Raw genomic sequence first — 14,773 nt, 5'->3', positions numbered from 1 at the left:
GCGGATGGGGTGGGCTCAGACGGTCTCGATCAGCTCGTCGACGGCCGACATCGGACGGCGCGCGGTGTGATCGGGGCGCGTGCCGGGCGTGTCGTCATGCGGCGCGTCGGGCAGCGCGGGGCCGGCCTTCATCAGCTTCAGCATGTAGTACACGCCGGTGCCGAACACGAGGAAGTACACGACCACGAACGTCATCATCGACAGGCTGACCTGCTGTACCGACAGCGGCGACACCGCATGCGCGGTGCGCATCACGCCGTACACGACCCACGGCTGGCGGCCCGCTTCGGTCGTCACCCAGCCCGCGAGCAGCGACACGAAGCCGGTCGGGCCCATCACGAGCGCGAAGCGCTGGAACCCCTTCGATTCATACAGGCGGCCGCGGCGGCGCAGGAGCCACGCCAGCGCGGCGAGGCCGATCATCGCGATGCCGAGGCCGACCATGATCCGGAAGCTCCAGAACACGATCGTCGAATTCGGCCGGTCTTCCGGCGGGAAATCCTTCAGCCCGCGGATCTCGCCGTCCCAGCTGTGCGTGAGGATCAGGCTGCCGAGGTGCGGCACCTTGACCGCATAGCGGGTCGTTTCCGCCTTCATGTCGGGGAGGCCGAACAGGTTGAGCGGCGTGCCGCCCTTCTCGGTTTCCCACAGCCCCTCGATCGCGGCGATCTTCGCGGGCTGGTGCTTCAGCGTGTTGATGCCGTGCTGGTCGCCGATCACGGCCTGCAGCGGCGCGAGCACGAGCAGCAGCCACAGCGCCATCGAGAACATCTTCTTCACGCCCTTGTCGCGGCGGCCCTTCAGCAGGTGCCACGCGCCCGTCGCGGCCACCACCAGCGCGGCGACGATGAACGCGGCGATCGCCATGTGGAACAGGCGGTACGGGAACGACGGGTTGAAGATGATCGCGAACCAGTCGGTCGGCACGACACGGCCGTCGACGATCTCGAAGCCCTGCGGCGTCTGCATCCAGCTGTTCGACGCGAGGATCCAGAACGTCGAGATCAGCGTGCCGATCGCGACCATCAGCGTCGCGCCGAAGTGCGCGCGCGGGCTGACGCGGTTCCAGCCGAACAGCATGATGCCGAGGAAGCCGGCCTCGAGGAAGAACGCGGTCATGACCTCGTACATCAGCAGCGGCCCGGTGACCGCGCCGGCGAAGCTCGAGAAGCCCGACCAGTTGGTGCCGAACTGGTAGCTCATCACGACGCCGGAGACGACGCCCATCCCGAACGCGACCGCGAAGATCTTCGACCAGAACAGACAGAGGGATTTGTAGTACTGCTTGCCGGTCTTGAGCCAGCGATATTCGAGCACGGTGATGAAGCTGGCGAGGCCGATGCTCAGCGCCGGAAAGACGATGTGAAAGGAGACGGTGAACGCGAATTGCAGGCGGGCCAGATCGAGGGCCGAAAGAGCGGTGTCCATACCAGTTGACCGAAGCTGACGATATCCGCCGGCGGGTGCCGGCGGACCCCGGCGGACGGGCGTCGGGGTTGGCTGGAGTATGGGCTGCGATGTTGCACCGCGAAATGTGCCAACTCGTCGCAGATGTCCAGCCCGTCGCGGGCGATTTTGGGATAAATCGTTGATTCGTATCAAGAAGGCCGCGTGCGCCGCGCGCGGCCGAGACGTGGCGGTCTGACGCACGTGCGTCAATATGGCGCGCGGCGTCATCGGAACGGTTCGATGCGGACGCAAGCGTCGCGTCGCACCGGGCGACGCCGCGCCGCGCGTCCGCGCGCGGCCGGACTGTTGCGGTGCATTAATGCGTAATGCGCACGACCGTGCCGGCGGGCCGCGGCCGTTGCGGTTTGTCACATTGGTAACGTCATGCAACATTGGCGCGTCCGGCGGTAATGGATGCCGGATCGCGCGCGGCGTAGCGTTCGGTATGTCGGGTTCGGATCGACGAACCCTCAGCCGGAGAACGTGACGTGAATGGATTGAAGCTCGCGCTGGGCGCGGCGGCCGCGATCGCGGTCGCGACGGGCGGCGTGGCGCATGCCGCCCGGGTCGGGGTCTACATCGGCCCCGGTTACCCGTATTACTACCCTGTCGTTCCTGCTCCCTATTACTACCCGCCGCCCGTCATCGCGGTGCCGGTCGACCCGGGCCCGCCGCCCGAATACGTCGAGAAGGGCCAGCCGCAGGACGAAGGCGACGCGAACGTCTGGTACTACTGCGACGCGTCGAAACATTACTACCCCTATGTGAAGACCTGCACGTCGGGCTGGCGATCGGTGCCGGCGCGGCCGCAGTGACGGAGGCGCGACGATGAAATCCGTAATTCGACATCTGCGCGTGCCGGCCGCGCTGGCCCTGGCCGGCCTCCTCGGCGCATGCGCCTACATGCCGACCGGGCCGAGCGTGATGGCGCTGCCGGGCACCGGCAAATCGTTCGACCAGTTCCGCGCCGACGATGCGAACTGCCGCCAGTACGCGTTCCAGCAATCGGGCGGCGTGAGCGCCGGGCAGGCGTCGACCGCGAGCGCGATCGGCAGTGCCGCCGTCGGCACCGCGCTCGGCGCGGCCGCGGGGGCGGCGTTCAATGGCGGCACGGGCGCGGCCGTCGGCGCGGGCGCGGGGCTGCTCGCGGGCAGCGTGGTCGGCGCCGGCGCGGCGCAAGGCTCGGCCTACGACATCCAGCGCCGCTACGACTACGGCTACCTGCAATGCATGTACGCGACCGGCAACCGCGTGCCGGTGCCGGGCGGGATGAGCGGCGGCCGAGGCGGCGATGGCGGCGGTGCATACGGTGGCGGCGGTGCGCCGCGCGCGGCGCCGCCGATGCCGCCGGCGGGGATTCAGCCGCCGCCGCCGAACTATTGACGGCAGGCGCGGCGGCGGCGCGGCGTGCGGTTGCGCGCGGCGACCGCCGGCTCCCACGCGCTGCGTGAATTGCGTACACTCTGAGTCTCGTTTCGGCAGGGCCGGGCGCATCGGTTCCGGTCCGTGTTAACCCAGGACTCAGCGATGATCGATTTACGCAGCGATACCGTGACACGCCCCGGCCCGGCAATGCTGGCCGCGATGACAGCCGCCGAAGTCGGCGACGACGTCTGGGGCGACGACCCCACCGTCCTGCGCCTGCAGGCGGTGATGGCCGAGCGGGCTGGCAAGGAGGCCGGACTGTTCTTCCCGAGCGGCACGCAGAGCAACCTCGGCGCACTGATGGCCCATTGCGAGCGCGGCGACGAGTACATCGTCGGCCAGCTCGCGCACACCTACAAGTACGAAGGCGGCGGCGCCGCCGTGCTGGGCAGCATCCAGCCGCAGCCGATCGAGAACGCGCCGGACGGCACGCTGCCCGTCGCGAAGATCGCCGCGGCGATCAAGCCGATCGACAATCACTTCGCCCGCACGCGCCTGCTCGCGCTCGAGAACACCATCGGCGGCCAGGTCCTGCCGGAAGCCTATGTGCAGGAAGCCACCGCGTTCGCGCGCAGCCGCGGGCTGTCGCTGCACCTCGACGGCGCGCGGGTCTGCAATGCGGCCGTCGCATCGGGCCGTTCGATCGCCGAGCTGTGCGCGCCGTTCGACAGCGTGTCGATCTGTTTCTCGAAGGGGCTCGGCGCACCGGTCGGCTCGGTGCTGGTCGGCAGCCGCGCGCTGATCGAGCGCGCGCAGCGCTGGCGCAAGGTGCTGGGCGGCGCGATGCGCCAGTCGGGCATTCTCGCGGCGGCGTGCCTGTATGCGCTCGACCACCAGGTCGAGCGGCTCGCGGACGATCACGCGAATGCCGCGCACCTCGCCGAAGGCCTCGCGCGTATCGACGGCGTGAAAGTGCTGTCGCAGGCGACGAACATGGTGTTCGCGCAATTCCCCGAAGCCGATTGCGCGCCGCTCGAGGCGTGGCTCAAGGCGCGCGGGATCCTCACGCAGATGCTGTACGCGTCGCGCTTCGTCACCCACTGCGACGTGTCGCGCGCGGATATCGACACGTTCCTCGGTGCGGTCGGCGCGTATTTCTCGCAGCGGCGCGTGTGATGCGGCGGGCCGGTGCTTCACCGGCCCATGTCAGGCCGGCAACGGCGCGAGCAACCGGCGCGCAGCCTCGACGACCCGGCTGGACAGCGACGCCATCGTCGGCGACTGCACGGTCCATGCGTGCCAGTACAGCGTGACGTCGGTCGGATGCGCGGGCGCGAGATCGACGAGCCCTTGCGCGTCGAGCGGCGCGGCGCCGATCAGCGGTTCCGGCACCATCGCGTAGCCGAGCCCGTGGCGCACCGCCGCGAAGTGCGAATGGGTGCCCGGCACGTAGTGGCACGGGTACGCGCCCTCGGGCAATCCGAACTTCTCCTTCAGGAACGACGACTGCAGCGTGTCGCGCCGCGAATAGGCGACGACGGGCGCGCGGCGTGCGCTCGTGCGGTTCAGCCCGCGCGGAAACCAGCGCACCGCGAACGCGGCGGCCGCGAGCAGCCGGTAGCGCATCGTGCCGAGCGGCGTCGCGAGGCAGCCGCGCATCGGCTTCGGCTCGGTCGTCACGCAGCCGACCGCCATCCCGCTTTCGAGCAGCGCGAACGTATGGTCCTGATCCTCGACGATCAACTCGAACAGGATGCGCTCGCCCGCGAGCACCGACGTCAGCGCCGGGAGAAACCATGTGCCGAGGCTGTCGGAATTGAGCGCGATCGTCACGGAGATCGGCGATGCGCGCTCGGTCGCGAGCGTGCTTTGCAGGTCGGCCTGCAGCAGCGCGACACGGCGCAGGTGCTGCAGCACGCGCTGCCCGGCCACCGTCGGGCGGCACGGCCGCGTGCGCAGCACGAGCGGCGTGCCGAGGCTCGCCTCCAGCGCGCGGACCCGCTGCGTGACGGCGGACGCGGTCACGTGCAGGCGCACGGCCGCCTGCTCGAAGCTGCCCGTGTCGGCGACGGCCAGCAGCGCGGCGGCTTGCTTCGGATCGATCGTCAGCGACATGTCGATGGCATTCCTGTGAACGTAAGACGAGAACAGCCGTTAGTGTAAGGCAGGCCGCGCGAGCGGCCGCGTGCGGAGAATCGCCGTGCCGTGCCGCCTGCGCCACCCGCATCCGCCGCGCCGCATGCCGGTGGCGCGCGCTTTTTGACCTACGCTATAGGAACGCGCGAGACCGGGCATCGGCGATGCCGGCGGTTCGCGCGCGGACGATCGCGCGCCGCGCGGTGGCCAGGCTGCGGCGCGGGCGTCGTGACGATTCCCATTTGACGGAGGCGAACATGTCGATTCGACTGGGCGAGGACGCGCCCGATTTCACCGCGGAGACCACCGAGGGAACGATCCGTTTTCATGAATGGATCGGCGATCACTGGGCGATCCTGTTTTCCCATCCGAAGGATTTCACGCCGGTATGCACGACCGAACTCGGCTACATGGCCGGGCTCAAGCCGGAATTCGACAAGCGCGACACGAAGGTCATCGGGCTGTCGATCGACCCGGTCAGCGATCACCGGAAGTGGGTGGCGGACATCGCGGAGACGCAGGGGCATGCGGTCAACTATCCGCTGATCGGCGACGACGAACTGAAGGTCGCGAAGCTGTACGACATGATCCATCCGAATGCGGGCGGCGGCCCGCGCACGGCGGTCGACAACGCGACCGTGCGCTCGGTGTTCATCATCGGGCCGGACAAGAAGGTCAAGGCGATGCTCGTCTATCCGATGAGCGCGGGGCGCAACTTCGACGAGGTGCTGCGCCTGCTCGACGCGTTGCAGCTCAATGCGCGGCATACGGTGGCGACGCCGGTCAACTGGACGCCCGGCGACGATGTCATCATCCCGACGTCGGTGTCGGACGACGCGGCGAAGCAGAAGTATCCGCAGGGCTTCCGGACGGTGAAGCCGTATCTGCGCTACGTGACGCAGCCGCGCTGACGCGGCGGCCGCGGGCCGGCCGCACCGGCCCGCGACGGAGCGGCCCGCACGATTTCGGCGTAGCGGGCCGGACAAGACGCACCAATCCGCGACGGAGCGACTTCGCGATGATCTTCCGGCAACTCTTCGACCCGCAATCGTCGACGTACACGTATCTGCTCGCCGACCGTGCGTCGCGCGAGGCGCTGCTGATCGATCCGGTGTTCGAGCAGGTGCGCCGCGACGCGGCGCTGCTCGACGAGCTCGGGCTGCGGCTCGTCGCGACCGTCGACACGCACGTGCATGCCGACCACGTGACGGGCGCATGGCTGCTGAAGCAGCGCACGGGCAGCGCGATCGCGATCTCGGCCGCGAGCGGCGCGCAGGGCGCCGACCGCTATCTGAACGACGGCGAGCGCTGCGCATTCGGCCCGCGTTACCTGACCGTGCGCGCGACGCCCGGCCATACGAGCGGCTGCATCAGCCTCGTGCTCGACGACGAATCGATGGCGTTCACCGGCGATTGCTTGCTGATCCGCGGCACGGGCCGCACCGACTTCCAGCAGGGCGACCCGCGCGCGCTGTATCGCGCGGTGCACGGCCGGCTGTTCACGCTGCCGGCCGCGTGCCTGCTGTATCCGGCGCACGACTATCGCGGGCTCACGGTGACGAGCGTCGGCGAGGAGCGGCGCTTCAATCCGCGCCTCGGCGGCGATCTGAGCGAGGACGATTTCGCCGGCTACATGCGCAACCTCGGGCTCGCGCACCCGCGCCAGATCGACGTCGCGGTGCCGGCGAACCTGCAGTGCGGCGTCGCGGCGAACGCGCCCGATGCGCAGGCGGTGCCCGACTGGGCGCCGCTCGCCTATACGTTCGCCGGGTTCTGGGAAATCGATCCGCAATGGCTGGAGGATCACCTGCCGGCGGTGCAGGTCGTCGACGTGCGCGAGCCGGACGAATTCACGGGCCCGCTCGGCCATCTGCCCGGCGCGACGCCGATTCCGCTCGGCGAACTGGCCGCGCGCACCGGCGAGCTGGCGCGCGACCGGCCGGTCGTGACGGTATGCCGGGCCGGCGGGCGATCCGCGCAGGCGACCGTGATCCTGCTGAAGTCCGGCTTCGGCGCGGTCGCGAATCTCGGCGGCGGGATGCTGCGCTGGCGCGCAGAAGGGCGCGTCGTGATGGACGGCCGGTCGTAGCGGCCCGACGGCGAAAAAAAATCCCGACCGATGTCGAAACGGCCGGGCGCCGTTCGTCGTCCAGGTATCCGATCACGTGGCGCCGCATCATGCGGCGCCGAAACCCCAGAGAGAGCACGCGATGATGCCGACGCTTTACGCCCATCCCTTTTCGTCCTACTGCCAGAAGGTGCTGACGGCACTCTACGAGAACGGCACGCCGTTCACGTACCGCATGCTCACGCACGACGATCCGGAACCGATGCGGGAACTGGCCGCGCTGTGGCCGCTGAAGCGCTTTCCGGTGCTGGTCGATGCGGGCCGCACGGTGGTCGAGGCGTCGATCATCGTCGAGTACCTCGGCCTGAATCATCCGGGCCCCGTGCGCCTGCTGCCCGACGATCCGCACGCGGCGCTCGAGGTGCGGACGATGGATCGCTTCTTCGACAACTACGTGTCGACGCCGCAGCAGAAGGTCGTGTTCGACGCGCTGCGGCCGCAAGCCGAGCGCGATGCGCGCGGGGTCGCCGACGCGCGCGCGCTGCTCGACACGTCGTATGCGTGGCTGGACCGAAAGATGGCCGATCGCGAATGGGCGGCCGGCGACCGCTTCAGCCTCGCCGATTGCGGCGCGGCGCCGTTCCTGTTTTACGCGGACTGGACGCACCGGATCGATCCGTCGTTCGCGAACGTGATCGCGTACCGCACGCGCCTGCTGGCGCGGCCGTCGTTCGCGCGCGCGGTCGACGAGGCGCGGCCGTATCGCGCGTTCTTTCCGCTGGGGGCGCCCGATCGCGACTGAGCGGCGCGTGCGCCGCGCGAGGGTGCGAGGGTGCGAGCCGGCGGCGATCGTTTTCCACGCTGGCGCGCGATCGCCCGAATCCACGCGCCGCGCCGGCAGCATCGTGCGCGCCGGCCGACAATCGCGAGGCGGGCGGGGGAGCCTCGCGGGCCTGTCGGCCGGGTTTGTTGCGCGGCGCGGGATCAGTTGCGCCAGATCCGCACGGCCAGCGCGGCCAGCGACGTCACGACGGCCAGCGCGGTCACTGCATTCCAGCCCAGTTGCGCGAGCAACAGGCTGCCGATCGCGGCGCCGGTCGCCATCCCGATGAACATGCCGACGAACAGCACCGCGTTGAGGCGGCTGCGCGACGCGGGGTCGATCCGGTAGACGATGGCCTGGTGCGAGACCAGCGTGGCCTGCACGCCGAGGTCGAAGCCGATCGTCGCGACCGCGAGTAGCACGAGCTGGGCATGCGGCGCCATCAGCGGCGCGGCAGCCATCGACGCGAACGACAGCGCCGCGATGCCGATGCCGATGCGCGTGACGCGATCCGGGCCGTGATGGTCGGCCAGGCGCCCGGCCACGGGCGCGGCCAGTGCGCCGGCGGCGCCCGCGAGACCGAACGCGCCTGCAACCGCGCTGCCGAGGTGAAACGGCGCGCCGTGCAGCATCACGGCGAGCGTCGACCAGAACGCGCTGAACCCGATCGCCAGCAGCCCCTGTGCGAGCGCGGCGCGGCGCAGCGCCGGATGCTGGCGCCACAGTGCGCCGAGCGAACCGATCAGCGCGCGATACGGCAGGCGCGTGGTCGGTTCGAAGTGCGGCAGCCCGCGCGCGGCGACGATGCCGATCGCGGCGACGCTGGCGGCGGCGAGCGCGAACATCGCGCGCCAGCCGGCCGTCTCGGCGACGAACCCGGCCACCACGCGCGACAGCAGGATGCCCAGCAGCAGCCCCGTCATGACCGTGCCGACCATGCGGCCGCGATGCGCATCGTGCGCGAGCGTGGCGGCGGCCGGCACGACGTCCTGCGCCATCGTCGCGGCGAGGCCGATCGCGAAGCTCGCCGCGAGCATCGGCCCGAGCGACGGCGCGACGGCGGCGAGCAGCAGCGCGACGACCAGCGCGGCGGCCTTGGTCACGATCACGCGGCGGCGGTCGAAGCGGTCGCCGAGCGGCGCGAGCAGCAGGATGCCGAGCGCATAGCCGAGCTGCGTGAGCGTCGGCACGAAGCCGATCGCGCGCGCCGACGCGCCGAGATCGGGCCCGAGCGCGCCGAGCATCGGCTGCGCATAGTAGAGCGGGGCGACGCCGAGGCCGGCGGCGGCCGCGAGCAGCAGCACGAGCCGGCGATCGGGCATCGTATGGGCGGCCGCATGGGGCGCGGCGTCGAGACGGGACGGGGTGGACATGGCGTGCATCGTGGGGTGGACAAAGGGATGGACGCGAGTGTGGCGGCATGCGGCCGGCCACGGTAGTGCCGTCGCGCGCAGATTTGTTATACGCTTCACGCATGACCGAGAAAATTCCCCGATCTCCCGCTGCTGGCGGCTCTCCGCGCATTCAGGCGGTGCCGCTGGACGGCGCAGGCTACCGTTTCGAGCTGATGGAAACCTTTGTGCGCATAGTCGAGGCCGGCAGCCTCTCGGCGGCCGCCGTGCAACTACACATGACGCAGCCGACCATCAGCCGGCGGCTGCAGGCGCTCGAACGCTCGCTCGGCATGCGGCTGTTGCAGCGGACGACGCACGCGATGCGGCTGACCGTCGACGGCGAGCGCTGCTTCAAGCGTGCAAAGGAGTTGCTGGCGAACTGGGCGGCCTTCGAGGCCGATCTGCGCGGCGCCCAGGAGGAGCCCGACGGGCTGCTGCGGGTCGCGGTGCCGCATGCGTTCGGGCAGGAGCGTTTCGTCGCGCCGCTCGCGCGGTTCCTGCGCGACTATCCGCGCGTGTCGGTCGAGTGGCTGCTGCAGGACGACGTGCGCGATTTCGTCGGCAGCGGCATCGATTGCGCGATCCAGGTGGGCGAGCCGAGCGATCCGGCGGTGGTCGCGATCCGGCTCTCGAAGGTGCCGCGCTTCGTGGTGGCCGCGCCGTCGGTGCTGAGCGGCGCCGACGTGCCGGCCGATCCCGATGCGCTGGCCGCGTTGCCGTGGCTCGCGTTGCGCACGTATTACCGCAACGAGCTGGCGCTGACGCATTCGGTCACCGGCGAGACGCGGCGCATTGCGATCCGCCCGCGCATCACGACGGCGAACCTGTATGCGCTGCGCAGCGCGGCGCTGCTGGGCGTCGGCGCGTGCGTCGGGTCGTCATGGATGCTGGCCGATCATCTGGCGCGCGGCGAACTCGTGCACCTCGCACCCGAGTGGCAGGCCGCGCCGCTGCCCGTCTACCTGACGTATCCGCACGCGCAGTTCTACCCGTCGCGGCTCGTGCGCTTCGCCGCGATGATGCGCGAAGTCGTGCCGGAGCTCGTCGAGGGGCGCGACGGCTGACGCGTGAGGCGTGTCGGGCGGTCGCGCCGTCAGCCGCGCCGGATCCCTTCGGGCAGAGTGCTGATGCGGCGTACCTCGGGTGAGTCGAGCCACGCGCGCGACGTCGCGCAGTCGGCGAACATGCCGGTCGCATCCTCGCCCCAGAACAGGTCGCCGGCGAGTTCGAAGGTCGGCACGCCGAATACGCCGTGCGCGATCGCATCGTCCGTGTTCGCGCGCAGCGCGTCCTTCACCGGCTGCGCTTCGACGGCCGTCACCCCTTCCGGGAAGTCGACGGCGTCGCACAGCGCGGCGAAGCCTTCCGGGGTCGACACGTCGTGGCCGTCGCGCCAGATATGCCGGAAGATCCGCCGGATCGCGTCGGGCGAGCTGCCCATCGCGATCGCGAGACGCAGCGGCCTGATCGGATTGAACGGATGCGCGGGCGGCATCCGGAACGGGATGCCGAGCTTGTCCGCGCGATATTGCGCATGACGATAGGTGAACACGCGTTTGGCCGCGATTTCCGCCGGCGCTTTCTGGCCCCAGTGCGCGAGCAGCGCGCCGAGCACGATCGGCTTCGGCTCGAACGCGGCGGCGGGCGGCAACTGGTCGAATTGTTCCTGTTGCAGATAGGCGAACGGCGAAACGAAGTCGAAATACCACGTGGCGGTGCGCGCGGCGTTCATGGTGGTGGCCCTCAAGCGTGTCCGGTTGGCGGTTGCGCATGCACACGCCCGCCGGTGGCGCGCGTGATGCGTGCATCGGCGGCCAGTGTCGCATGCGGCCGTTTTTTTCGCGCTGCTGCGGCGCCGGTGTGCGAAAGCCGTGGACGAGGGCCTGTATCGACGGGGCCGGTGCAGCGTGCGGCAACTTCGGGCGCTGTTCCGTGCCGCTCTCTGGTGCTCGAAAGCCGTGGACGAGGGCCTGCATCGATGGGGCCGGTACAGTGTGCGGTAACTTCGGGCGCTGTTCCGTACCGCTCGCCGGTGCTCGAGAGTCGTGGACGAGGGCCCGCATCGACGGGGCCGGCGTAGCGTGCGGCAGCTTCGCGTGCTATTTCCCGGTCCGCAATGGCGCGGGTCCGCGCGTGAACGGCCGGATGCATTCAGGCAGCCGTTCGCGCCTGCACGGTTGGACGAGTGCGATACGCGGTTCCACGGCATGGCACTGCACTGCACGCGCTGGCCGGGTCGGCGCGACGCATGCCACGGCGGGCATTTCGTGCGACCTTACCCGGCTTCCACCAGCGCCGCGAGCCGCGCCAGCGCCATCTCCCAGCCGGTTTCGTTGTCGGCGGCCGGTACGCCGGGCGGCACGCCGTCGTGCACGGCGTCCACGCGCGTGCCGCCGGCTTCGTCGGACAGCGTGATCGTGATCGTCATCGCGCCGCGCAGCATCGGATCGTCGGTCTCGAACACGTCGATCTCGACGATCCGCTCGTCCGGCACGAGCGTGACGAAGCGGCCGTGATAGGTGTCGGTGTGCGCGGCGGTCGCGCCCGACGATACGTCGCGGCTCAGCGACACGCGCAGCGCGCCGCCTTCGCGCGCGTCGTAGGCATGCACGCGGCACGTCATGCCGTCGGGCACCTTCCATTGCTCGACCGCCTGCGGGTCGAGCAACGCACGGTAGACGCGACCGCGCGGGGCGTTCAGGTGCCGGCTGACCCGGGTCGAATGCGTGTGCGTGTGCAACATGTCGCCTCCCGCGGCGCGCACGACGGTGCGCACCGGCGGCCGGCGTGTCGTCATGCTTCCTTCAGGAATCCTAGGCGCGTGCGGCGCGTCGTGCAATGCCGGCCCGGCCCGGCCCGGCCCGGCCCGGCCCAGCCCGGCCCAGCCCGTCGAACCGGCGCGTCCGGGGGACAGCTTGGCGGTGCCGGGCCGGCTGTCACGCCTTGCGTGAAATGGAGGTGACGCGTCAGGCGATGCACCGGGAATATTCATCGCGTAGGATGATGGGGCAGTAACACGCGCCCACCCGCGCAACATGGCCGGACGCCCGCCGCCGCGTGCGCGGCGAGGTCCGGCGGGCGCGCCTTCTGATCCGGGCGCACGTCGAACCCGCGCGTGCGACCCGCCTGACTACCGGAGATGGCATGACCGAACCTGTTACCGTCCGCCGCGCCGACGCGCGCGACGCGAGAGCCTGCGTCGACGCGCTGGCCGACGTGCTGATCGATTGCGTCGAGGGGGGCGCGTCCGTCAGCTTCATGCTGCCGATCGAACGACAGGCCGCGGTCGCGTTCTGGACGGGCGTGGCCGACGGCGTCGCGAACGGCGAGCGCATCCTGCTCGTCGCCGAGGATGCGGCCGGCCGGATCGTCGGCACCGTGCAGGTCGTGACCGCGCAGCCCGAGAACCAGCCGCATCGCGCGGACGTCGCGAAGATGCTCGTGTCGCGGCACGCGCGCCGCCAGGGCATCGCCGCGCGGCTGATGGCGGCGGCGGACGCGGCCGCGCGCGACGCCGGCAAGACCGTGCTCGTGCTCGACACCGTGACGGGCGGGGACGCCGAGCGGCTGTACGAGCGGGCCGGCTGGCAGCGCGTCGGCGTCGTGCCGAACTATGCGCTGATGCCTGACGGCACGCCGTGCGCGACCACGTATTTCCACAAGCAGCTCGCGTAGTCGCGCACGTCATGCATCCCGTCGCCCCCGCGATCCTGTTGCTCACGCTCGCGGCCGGCGTCGTCGCGCTGTTCGCGCCCGCGTTGCTGGCGGCCGCATGGCGACGCCGCACGCACGTGCCGTGGCGCGTGTTTTTCTACGGCATGCTGACCTTCTTCGTGTTCCAGCCGGTATTGCGCTTGTCGTGGCAGATCCCGCTGACCCGCTGGTTCGCTCATCATTCGCACCGGCATCTGCCGATGCTGGTGCTCACGGCGCTGACGGCCGGGCTCTTCGAGGAAGTCGGCCGCTGGGTCGCTTTCCGGTATCTGCTGCCGAAGCGGCACGACACGTCGACTGCCGTGATGCTCGGCCTCGGGCACGGCGGGATGGAGGCGATGCTGCTGGTCGGCGTCGGCTTTCTCGCGCTCGGCACGGGTTATCTGCTGGCGCAAGCGGGCGTCGTCGTGCCCGAAGGCGTGCAGGCCGTGATCGGCGCGCAGCTAGCGGGGATGACGCCCGCGACGCCGTTTCTCGCGCTGCTCGAACGCGCGAGCGCGCTGGCCGCGCACGTCGGGCTGTCGCTGATCGTGCTGCAGGCGTTCGTGCGCGGCAAGAAGCGCTGGCTCGCCTATGCGATCGCGATCCACTTCGTGTTCGACCTCGCCGTCGTGTTGCTGACGCGGCACTGGCATGTCGATACGGTACGGGTCGAGGCGATCCTGTTCGTGTGCAGCGCCGCGCTGCTGTGGCTCGCGGTGCGCTGGAGCCGCCGCGGGGCGGAGGCCGGCGCCACGGGCACGGGGCGCGCCGTGTGACGCGCGGCGCCCGTTTCAGCCGTGCGCGGTGGGGTTCGGTCGCTGCAGGGCCGGTCGCGCCGCCGTTCGCCATCGGCCGGCGAGGCTCAGGACCATGCCGGCCGTGACGATCGCGATGCCGGCCAGCGCCGGCGCGTGCGGCCGTTCGTCGAGCAGCAGCACAGCCTCGAGCGTGGCGAGGAGCGGCATCAGCGCGCCGAAGGTCGCGCCGATCGCCGGGCCGAGCGCGACGACGGCCTGGCTGAAGCAGTAGAGGGCCAGCACCGACATCAGCACACCCTGATAGATCGCCTGCGTGGCGATCGCTCCGGCCGGCGCGTGCAGTATCGCGCCTCCGCGTGCGGCCAGATAAAGCGGGCAGTAGAGCACGGCGGAGCCGACCGACACGACGGCCGTCGTGTGCAGCGCGCCGGTGGCGGCGCGTTTCGCCGTGACGTTGTAGACGGCCCACAGCAGGCCGCCGAGCACGAACAGCGCGAGGGCCGGCAGCCCGATCGCGTCGCGCATCGCGTCGGATGCGGTCAGTGCGATGCCGCCCAGGATCGCGACGATCCCGCCAACCTGCGCGGCGCTCAGCCGCTCGTGCGTGACTTGCCGGCCGAGGATCGCGGTGAACGCGATCATGCTGCCGGGTGTCAGCGCGAAGTAGCCGACCGGCGCGCGGCTCAACGCCGCCGCGACGGTCAGGATGTAGGGCGCGCCGGCGCCGGTCATCATCAGCGCGACCGTTGCCGGGCGCAGCGTGCCGAGGCCGTAGCGCAGCAGGACGGGCAGCAGCAGCGTGCCCGATATGGCGAAGCGGATGAATGCGATGTCGTATGCGTCGAGTGTCGCGTGCGTGACGCCGAGGCGCGTGACGACCGGAAAGCCGCCCCAGATGAGCGCCGCGAGCAATCCATGGCAAATGCCGTTGAGCCGTTCGTTCCTGTTCATGTCCTGTCCTTGCCGTGCGGCCGTCGAGCGTGTCGTCGCGAGCCGTCAGGGGCAAGGATGCGGTGTGCCAGGTTATCCGTCCAATATATTATTCATGCGCTATTAAGTCGTAAAAAGTCTTTGTTTGCGCAGG

The 14,773-nt window shown here is 70.3% G+C and carries 15 protein-coding genes; 9 read left to right on the top strand and 6 right to left on the bottom strand.

Annotated features, from left to right (window positions below; all coding sequences use genetic code 11):
- Nucleotides 1–15: 15 nt before the first annotated feature.
- Nucleotides 16–1,428: a cytochrome ubiquinol oxidase subunit I gene (locus GQ56_RS0132535; RefSeq protein ID WP_031402632.1), complete on the bottom strand. Its 1,413-nt coding sequence runs from the start codon at nucleotides 1,426–1,428 to the stop codon at nucleotides 16–18.
- Between the two features lie 509 nt (nucleotides 1,429–1,937).
- On the opposite strand from GQ56_RS0132535, the gene GQ56_RS0132530 reads away from it, so the two are divergent.
- From GQ56_RS0132530 to ltaE, 3 genes are all read left to right on the top strand, one after another.
- Nucleotides 1,938–2,264 carry a hypothetical protein gene (locus GQ56_RS0132530; RefSeq protein ID WP_031402631.1) on the top strand — a complete coding sequence of 109 codons (327 nt, stop codon included), beginning with the start codon at nucleotides 1,938–1,940 and terminating at the stop codon, nucleotides 2,262–2,264.
- Between the two features lie 13 nt (nucleotides 2,265–2,277).
- Nucleotides 2,278–2,832, top strand: coding sequence for a glycine zipper family protein (locus GQ56_RS0132525; protein WP_031402630.1), 555 nt, complete (start codon nucleotides 2,278–2,280; stop codon nucleotides 2,830–2,832).
- Between the two features lie 144 nt (nucleotides 2,833–2,976).
- Complete coding sequence (gene ltaE, locus GQ56_RS0132520; protein ID WP_031402629.1) at nucleotides 2,977–3,990, top strand: low-specificity L-threonine aldolase; 1,014 nt, start codon at nucleotides 2,977–2,979, stop codon at nucleotides 3,988–3,990.
- A gap of 30 nt (nucleotides 3,991–4,020) precedes the next feature.
- Here the strand turns inward: ltaE and GQ56_RS0132515 are convergent, their stop codons facing one another.
- The gene (locus tag GQ56_RS0132515; RefSeq protein WP_031402628.1) at nucleotides 4,021–4,929 is read right to left on the bottom strand and encodes an HTH-type transcriptional regulator ArgP; all 909 of its coding nucleotides are present in this window, start codon (nucleotides 4,927–4,929) and stop codon (nucleotides 4,021–4,023) included.
- Between the two features lie 278 nt (nucleotides 4,930–5,207).
- Between GQ56_RS0132515 and GQ56_RS0132510 the strand changes: the two genes are divergently transcribed.
- From GQ56_RS0132510 to GQ56_RS0132500, 3 genes are all read left to right on the top strand, one after another.
- Nucleotides 5,208–5,861 carry a peroxiredoxin gene (locus GQ56_RS0132510; protein ID WP_031402627.1) on the top strand — a complete coding sequence of 218 codons (654 nt, stop codon included), beginning with the start codon at nucleotides 5,208–5,210 and terminating at the stop codon, nucleotides 5,859–5,861.
- 107 nt (nucleotides 5,862–5,968) lie between these two features.
- Nucleotides 5,969–7,039, top strand: coding sequence for an MBL fold metallo-hydrolase (locus GQ56_RS0132505; protein WP_031402626.1), 1,071 nt, complete (start codon nucleotides 5,969–5,971; stop codon nucleotides 7,037–7,039).
- Between the two features lie 121 nt (nucleotides 7,040–7,160).
- The gene (locus tag GQ56_RS0132500; RefSeq protein WP_031402625.1) at nucleotides 7,161–7,820 is read left to right on the top strand and encodes a glutathione S-transferase family protein; all 660 of its coding nucleotides are present in this window, start codon (nucleotides 7,161–7,163) and stop codon (nucleotides 7,818–7,820) included.
- 182 nt (nucleotides 7,821–8,002) lie between these two features.
- On the opposite strand, the gene GQ56_RS0132495 is transcribed toward GQ56_RS0132500, so the two are convergent.
- Nucleotides 8,003–9,214: an MFS transporter gene (locus tag GQ56_RS0132495; RefSeq protein ID WP_031402624.1), complete on the bottom strand. Its 1,212-nt coding sequence runs from the start codon at nucleotides 9,212–9,214 to the stop codon at nucleotides 8,003–8,005.
- 101 nt (nucleotides 9,215–9,315) lie between these two features.
- On the opposite strand from GQ56_RS0132495, the gene GQ56_RS0132490 reads away from it, so the two are divergent.
- Nucleotides 9,316–10,299 carry a LysR family transcriptional regulator gene (locus GQ56_RS0132490; RefSeq protein WP_031402623.1) on the top strand — a complete coding sequence of 328 codons (984 nt, stop codon included), beginning with the start codon at nucleotides 9,316–9,318 and terminating at the stop codon, nucleotides 10,297–10,299.
- A gap of 29 nt (nucleotides 10,300–10,328) precedes the next feature.
- Here the strand turns inward: GQ56_RS0132490 and GQ56_RS0132485 are convergent, their stop codons facing one another.
- Together GQ56_RS0132485 and GQ56_RS0132480 are read right to left on the bottom strand one after the other, a co-directional pair.
- Nucleotides 10,329–10,967, bottom strand: a complete 639-nt coding sequence (locus GQ56_RS0132485; RefSeq protein WP_031402622.1) for a 2-hydroxychromene-2-carboxylate isomerase — start codon at nucleotides 10,965–10,967, stop codon at nucleotides 10,329–10,331.
- Nucleotides 10,968–11,510: 543 nt separating this feature from the next.
- Nucleotides 11,511–11,978, bottom strand: coding sequence for an SRPBCC family protein (locus GQ56_RS0132480; protein ID WP_031402621.1), 468 nt, complete (start codon nucleotides 11,976–11,978; stop codon nucleotides 11,511–11,513).
- Between the two features lie 401 nt (nucleotides 11,979–12,379).
- Here GQ56_RS0132480 and GQ56_RS0132475 point away from each other — a divergent pair, with 401 nt between their 5' ends.
- A complete protein-coding gene (locus GQ56_RS0132475; RefSeq protein WP_031402620.1) occupies nucleotides 12,380–12,910 on the top strand; it encodes a GNAT family N-acetyltransferase in 531 nt (176 codons plus the stop codon).
- A gap of 11 nt (nucleotides 12,911–12,921) precedes the next feature.
- Nucleotides 12,922–13,707, top strand: a complete 786-nt coding sequence (locus tag GQ56_RS0132470) for a YhfC family intramembrane metalloprotease (protein ID WP_031402619.1) — start codon at nucleotides 12,922–12,924, stop codon at nucleotides 13,705–13,707.
- 15 nt (nucleotides 13,708–13,722) lie between these two features.
- Here the strand turns inward: GQ56_RS0132470 and GQ56_RS0132465 are convergent, their stop codons facing one another.
- Entirely contained in the window at nucleotides 13,723–14,640 is a 918-nt protein-coding gene (locus tag GQ56_RS0132465) for a DMT family transporter (RefSeq protein WP_075123078.1), read from the bottom strand.
- Between the last annotated feature and the right edge of the window lie 133 nt (nucleotides 14,641–14,773).

The organism is Burkholderia paludis (genome assembly GCF_000732615.1).
Lineage (GTDB): Bacteria > Pseudomonadota > Gammaproteobacteria > Burkholderiales > Burkholderiaceae > Burkholderia > Burkholderia paludis.
The sequence above is the reverse complement of the archived record's forward strand: the minus strand, read 5'-3'. Positions and strand labels throughout refer to the sequence as shown.

Bases quoted from the DNA above. Each gene is read 5' to 3' on its own strand.
- GQ56_RS0132535 (WP_031402632.1), bottom strand. From the start codon at position 1,428: ATGGACACCGCTCTTTCGGCCCTCGATCTGGCCCGCCTGCAATTCGCG.
- GQ56_RS0132525 (WP_031402630.1), top strand. From the start codon at position 2,278: ATGAAATCCGTAATTCGACATCTGCGCGTGCCGGCCGCGCTGGCCCTG.
- ltaE (WP_031402629.1), top strand. From the start codon at position 2,977: ATGATCGATTTACGCAGCGATACCGTGACACGCCCCGGCCCGGCAATG.
- GQ56_RS0132515 (WP_031402628.1), bottom strand. From the start codon at position 4,929: ATGTCGCTGACGATCGATCCGAAGCAAGCCGCCGCGCTGCTGGCCGTC.
- GQ56_RS0132510 (WP_031402627.1), top strand. From the start codon at position 5,208: ATGTCGATTCGACTGGGCGAGGACGCGCCCGATTTCACCGCGGAGACC.
- GQ56_RS0132505 (WP_031402626.1), top strand. From the start codon at position 5,969: ATGATCTTCCGGCAACTCTTCGACCCGCAATCGTCGACGTACACGTAT.
- GQ56_RS0132500 (WP_031402625.1), top strand. From the start codon at position 7,161: ATGATGCCGACGCTTTACGCCCATCCCTTTTCGTCCTACTGCCAGAAG.
- GQ56_RS0132495 (WP_031402624.1), bottom strand. From the start codon at position 9,214: ATGTCCACCCCGTCCCGTCTCGACGCCGCGCCCCATGCGGCCGCCCAT.
- GQ56_RS0132490 (WP_031402623.1), top strand. From the start codon at position 9,316: ATGACCGAGAAAATTCCCCGATCTCCCGCTGCTGGCGGCTCTCCGCGC.
- GQ56_RS0132485 (WP_031402622.1), bottom strand. From the start codon at position 10,967: ATGAACGCCGCGCGCACCGCCACGTGGTATTTCGACTTCGTTTCGCCG.
- GQ56_RS0132480 (WP_031402621.1), bottom strand. From the start codon at position 11,978: ATGTTGCACACGCACACGCATTCGACCCGGGTCAGCCGGCACCTGAAC.
- GQ56_RS0132475 (WP_031402620.1), top strand. From the start codon at position 12,380: ATGACCGAACCTGTTACCGTCCGCCGCGCCGACGCGCGCGACGCGAGA.
- GQ56_RS0132470 (WP_031402619.1), top strand. From the start codon at position 12,922: ATGCATCCCGTCGCCCCCGCGATCCTGTTGCTCACGCTCGCGGCCGGC.
- GQ56_RS0132465 (WP_075123078.1), bottom strand. From the start codon at position 14,640: ATGAACAGGAACGAACGGCTCAACGGCATTTGCCATGGATTGCTCGCG.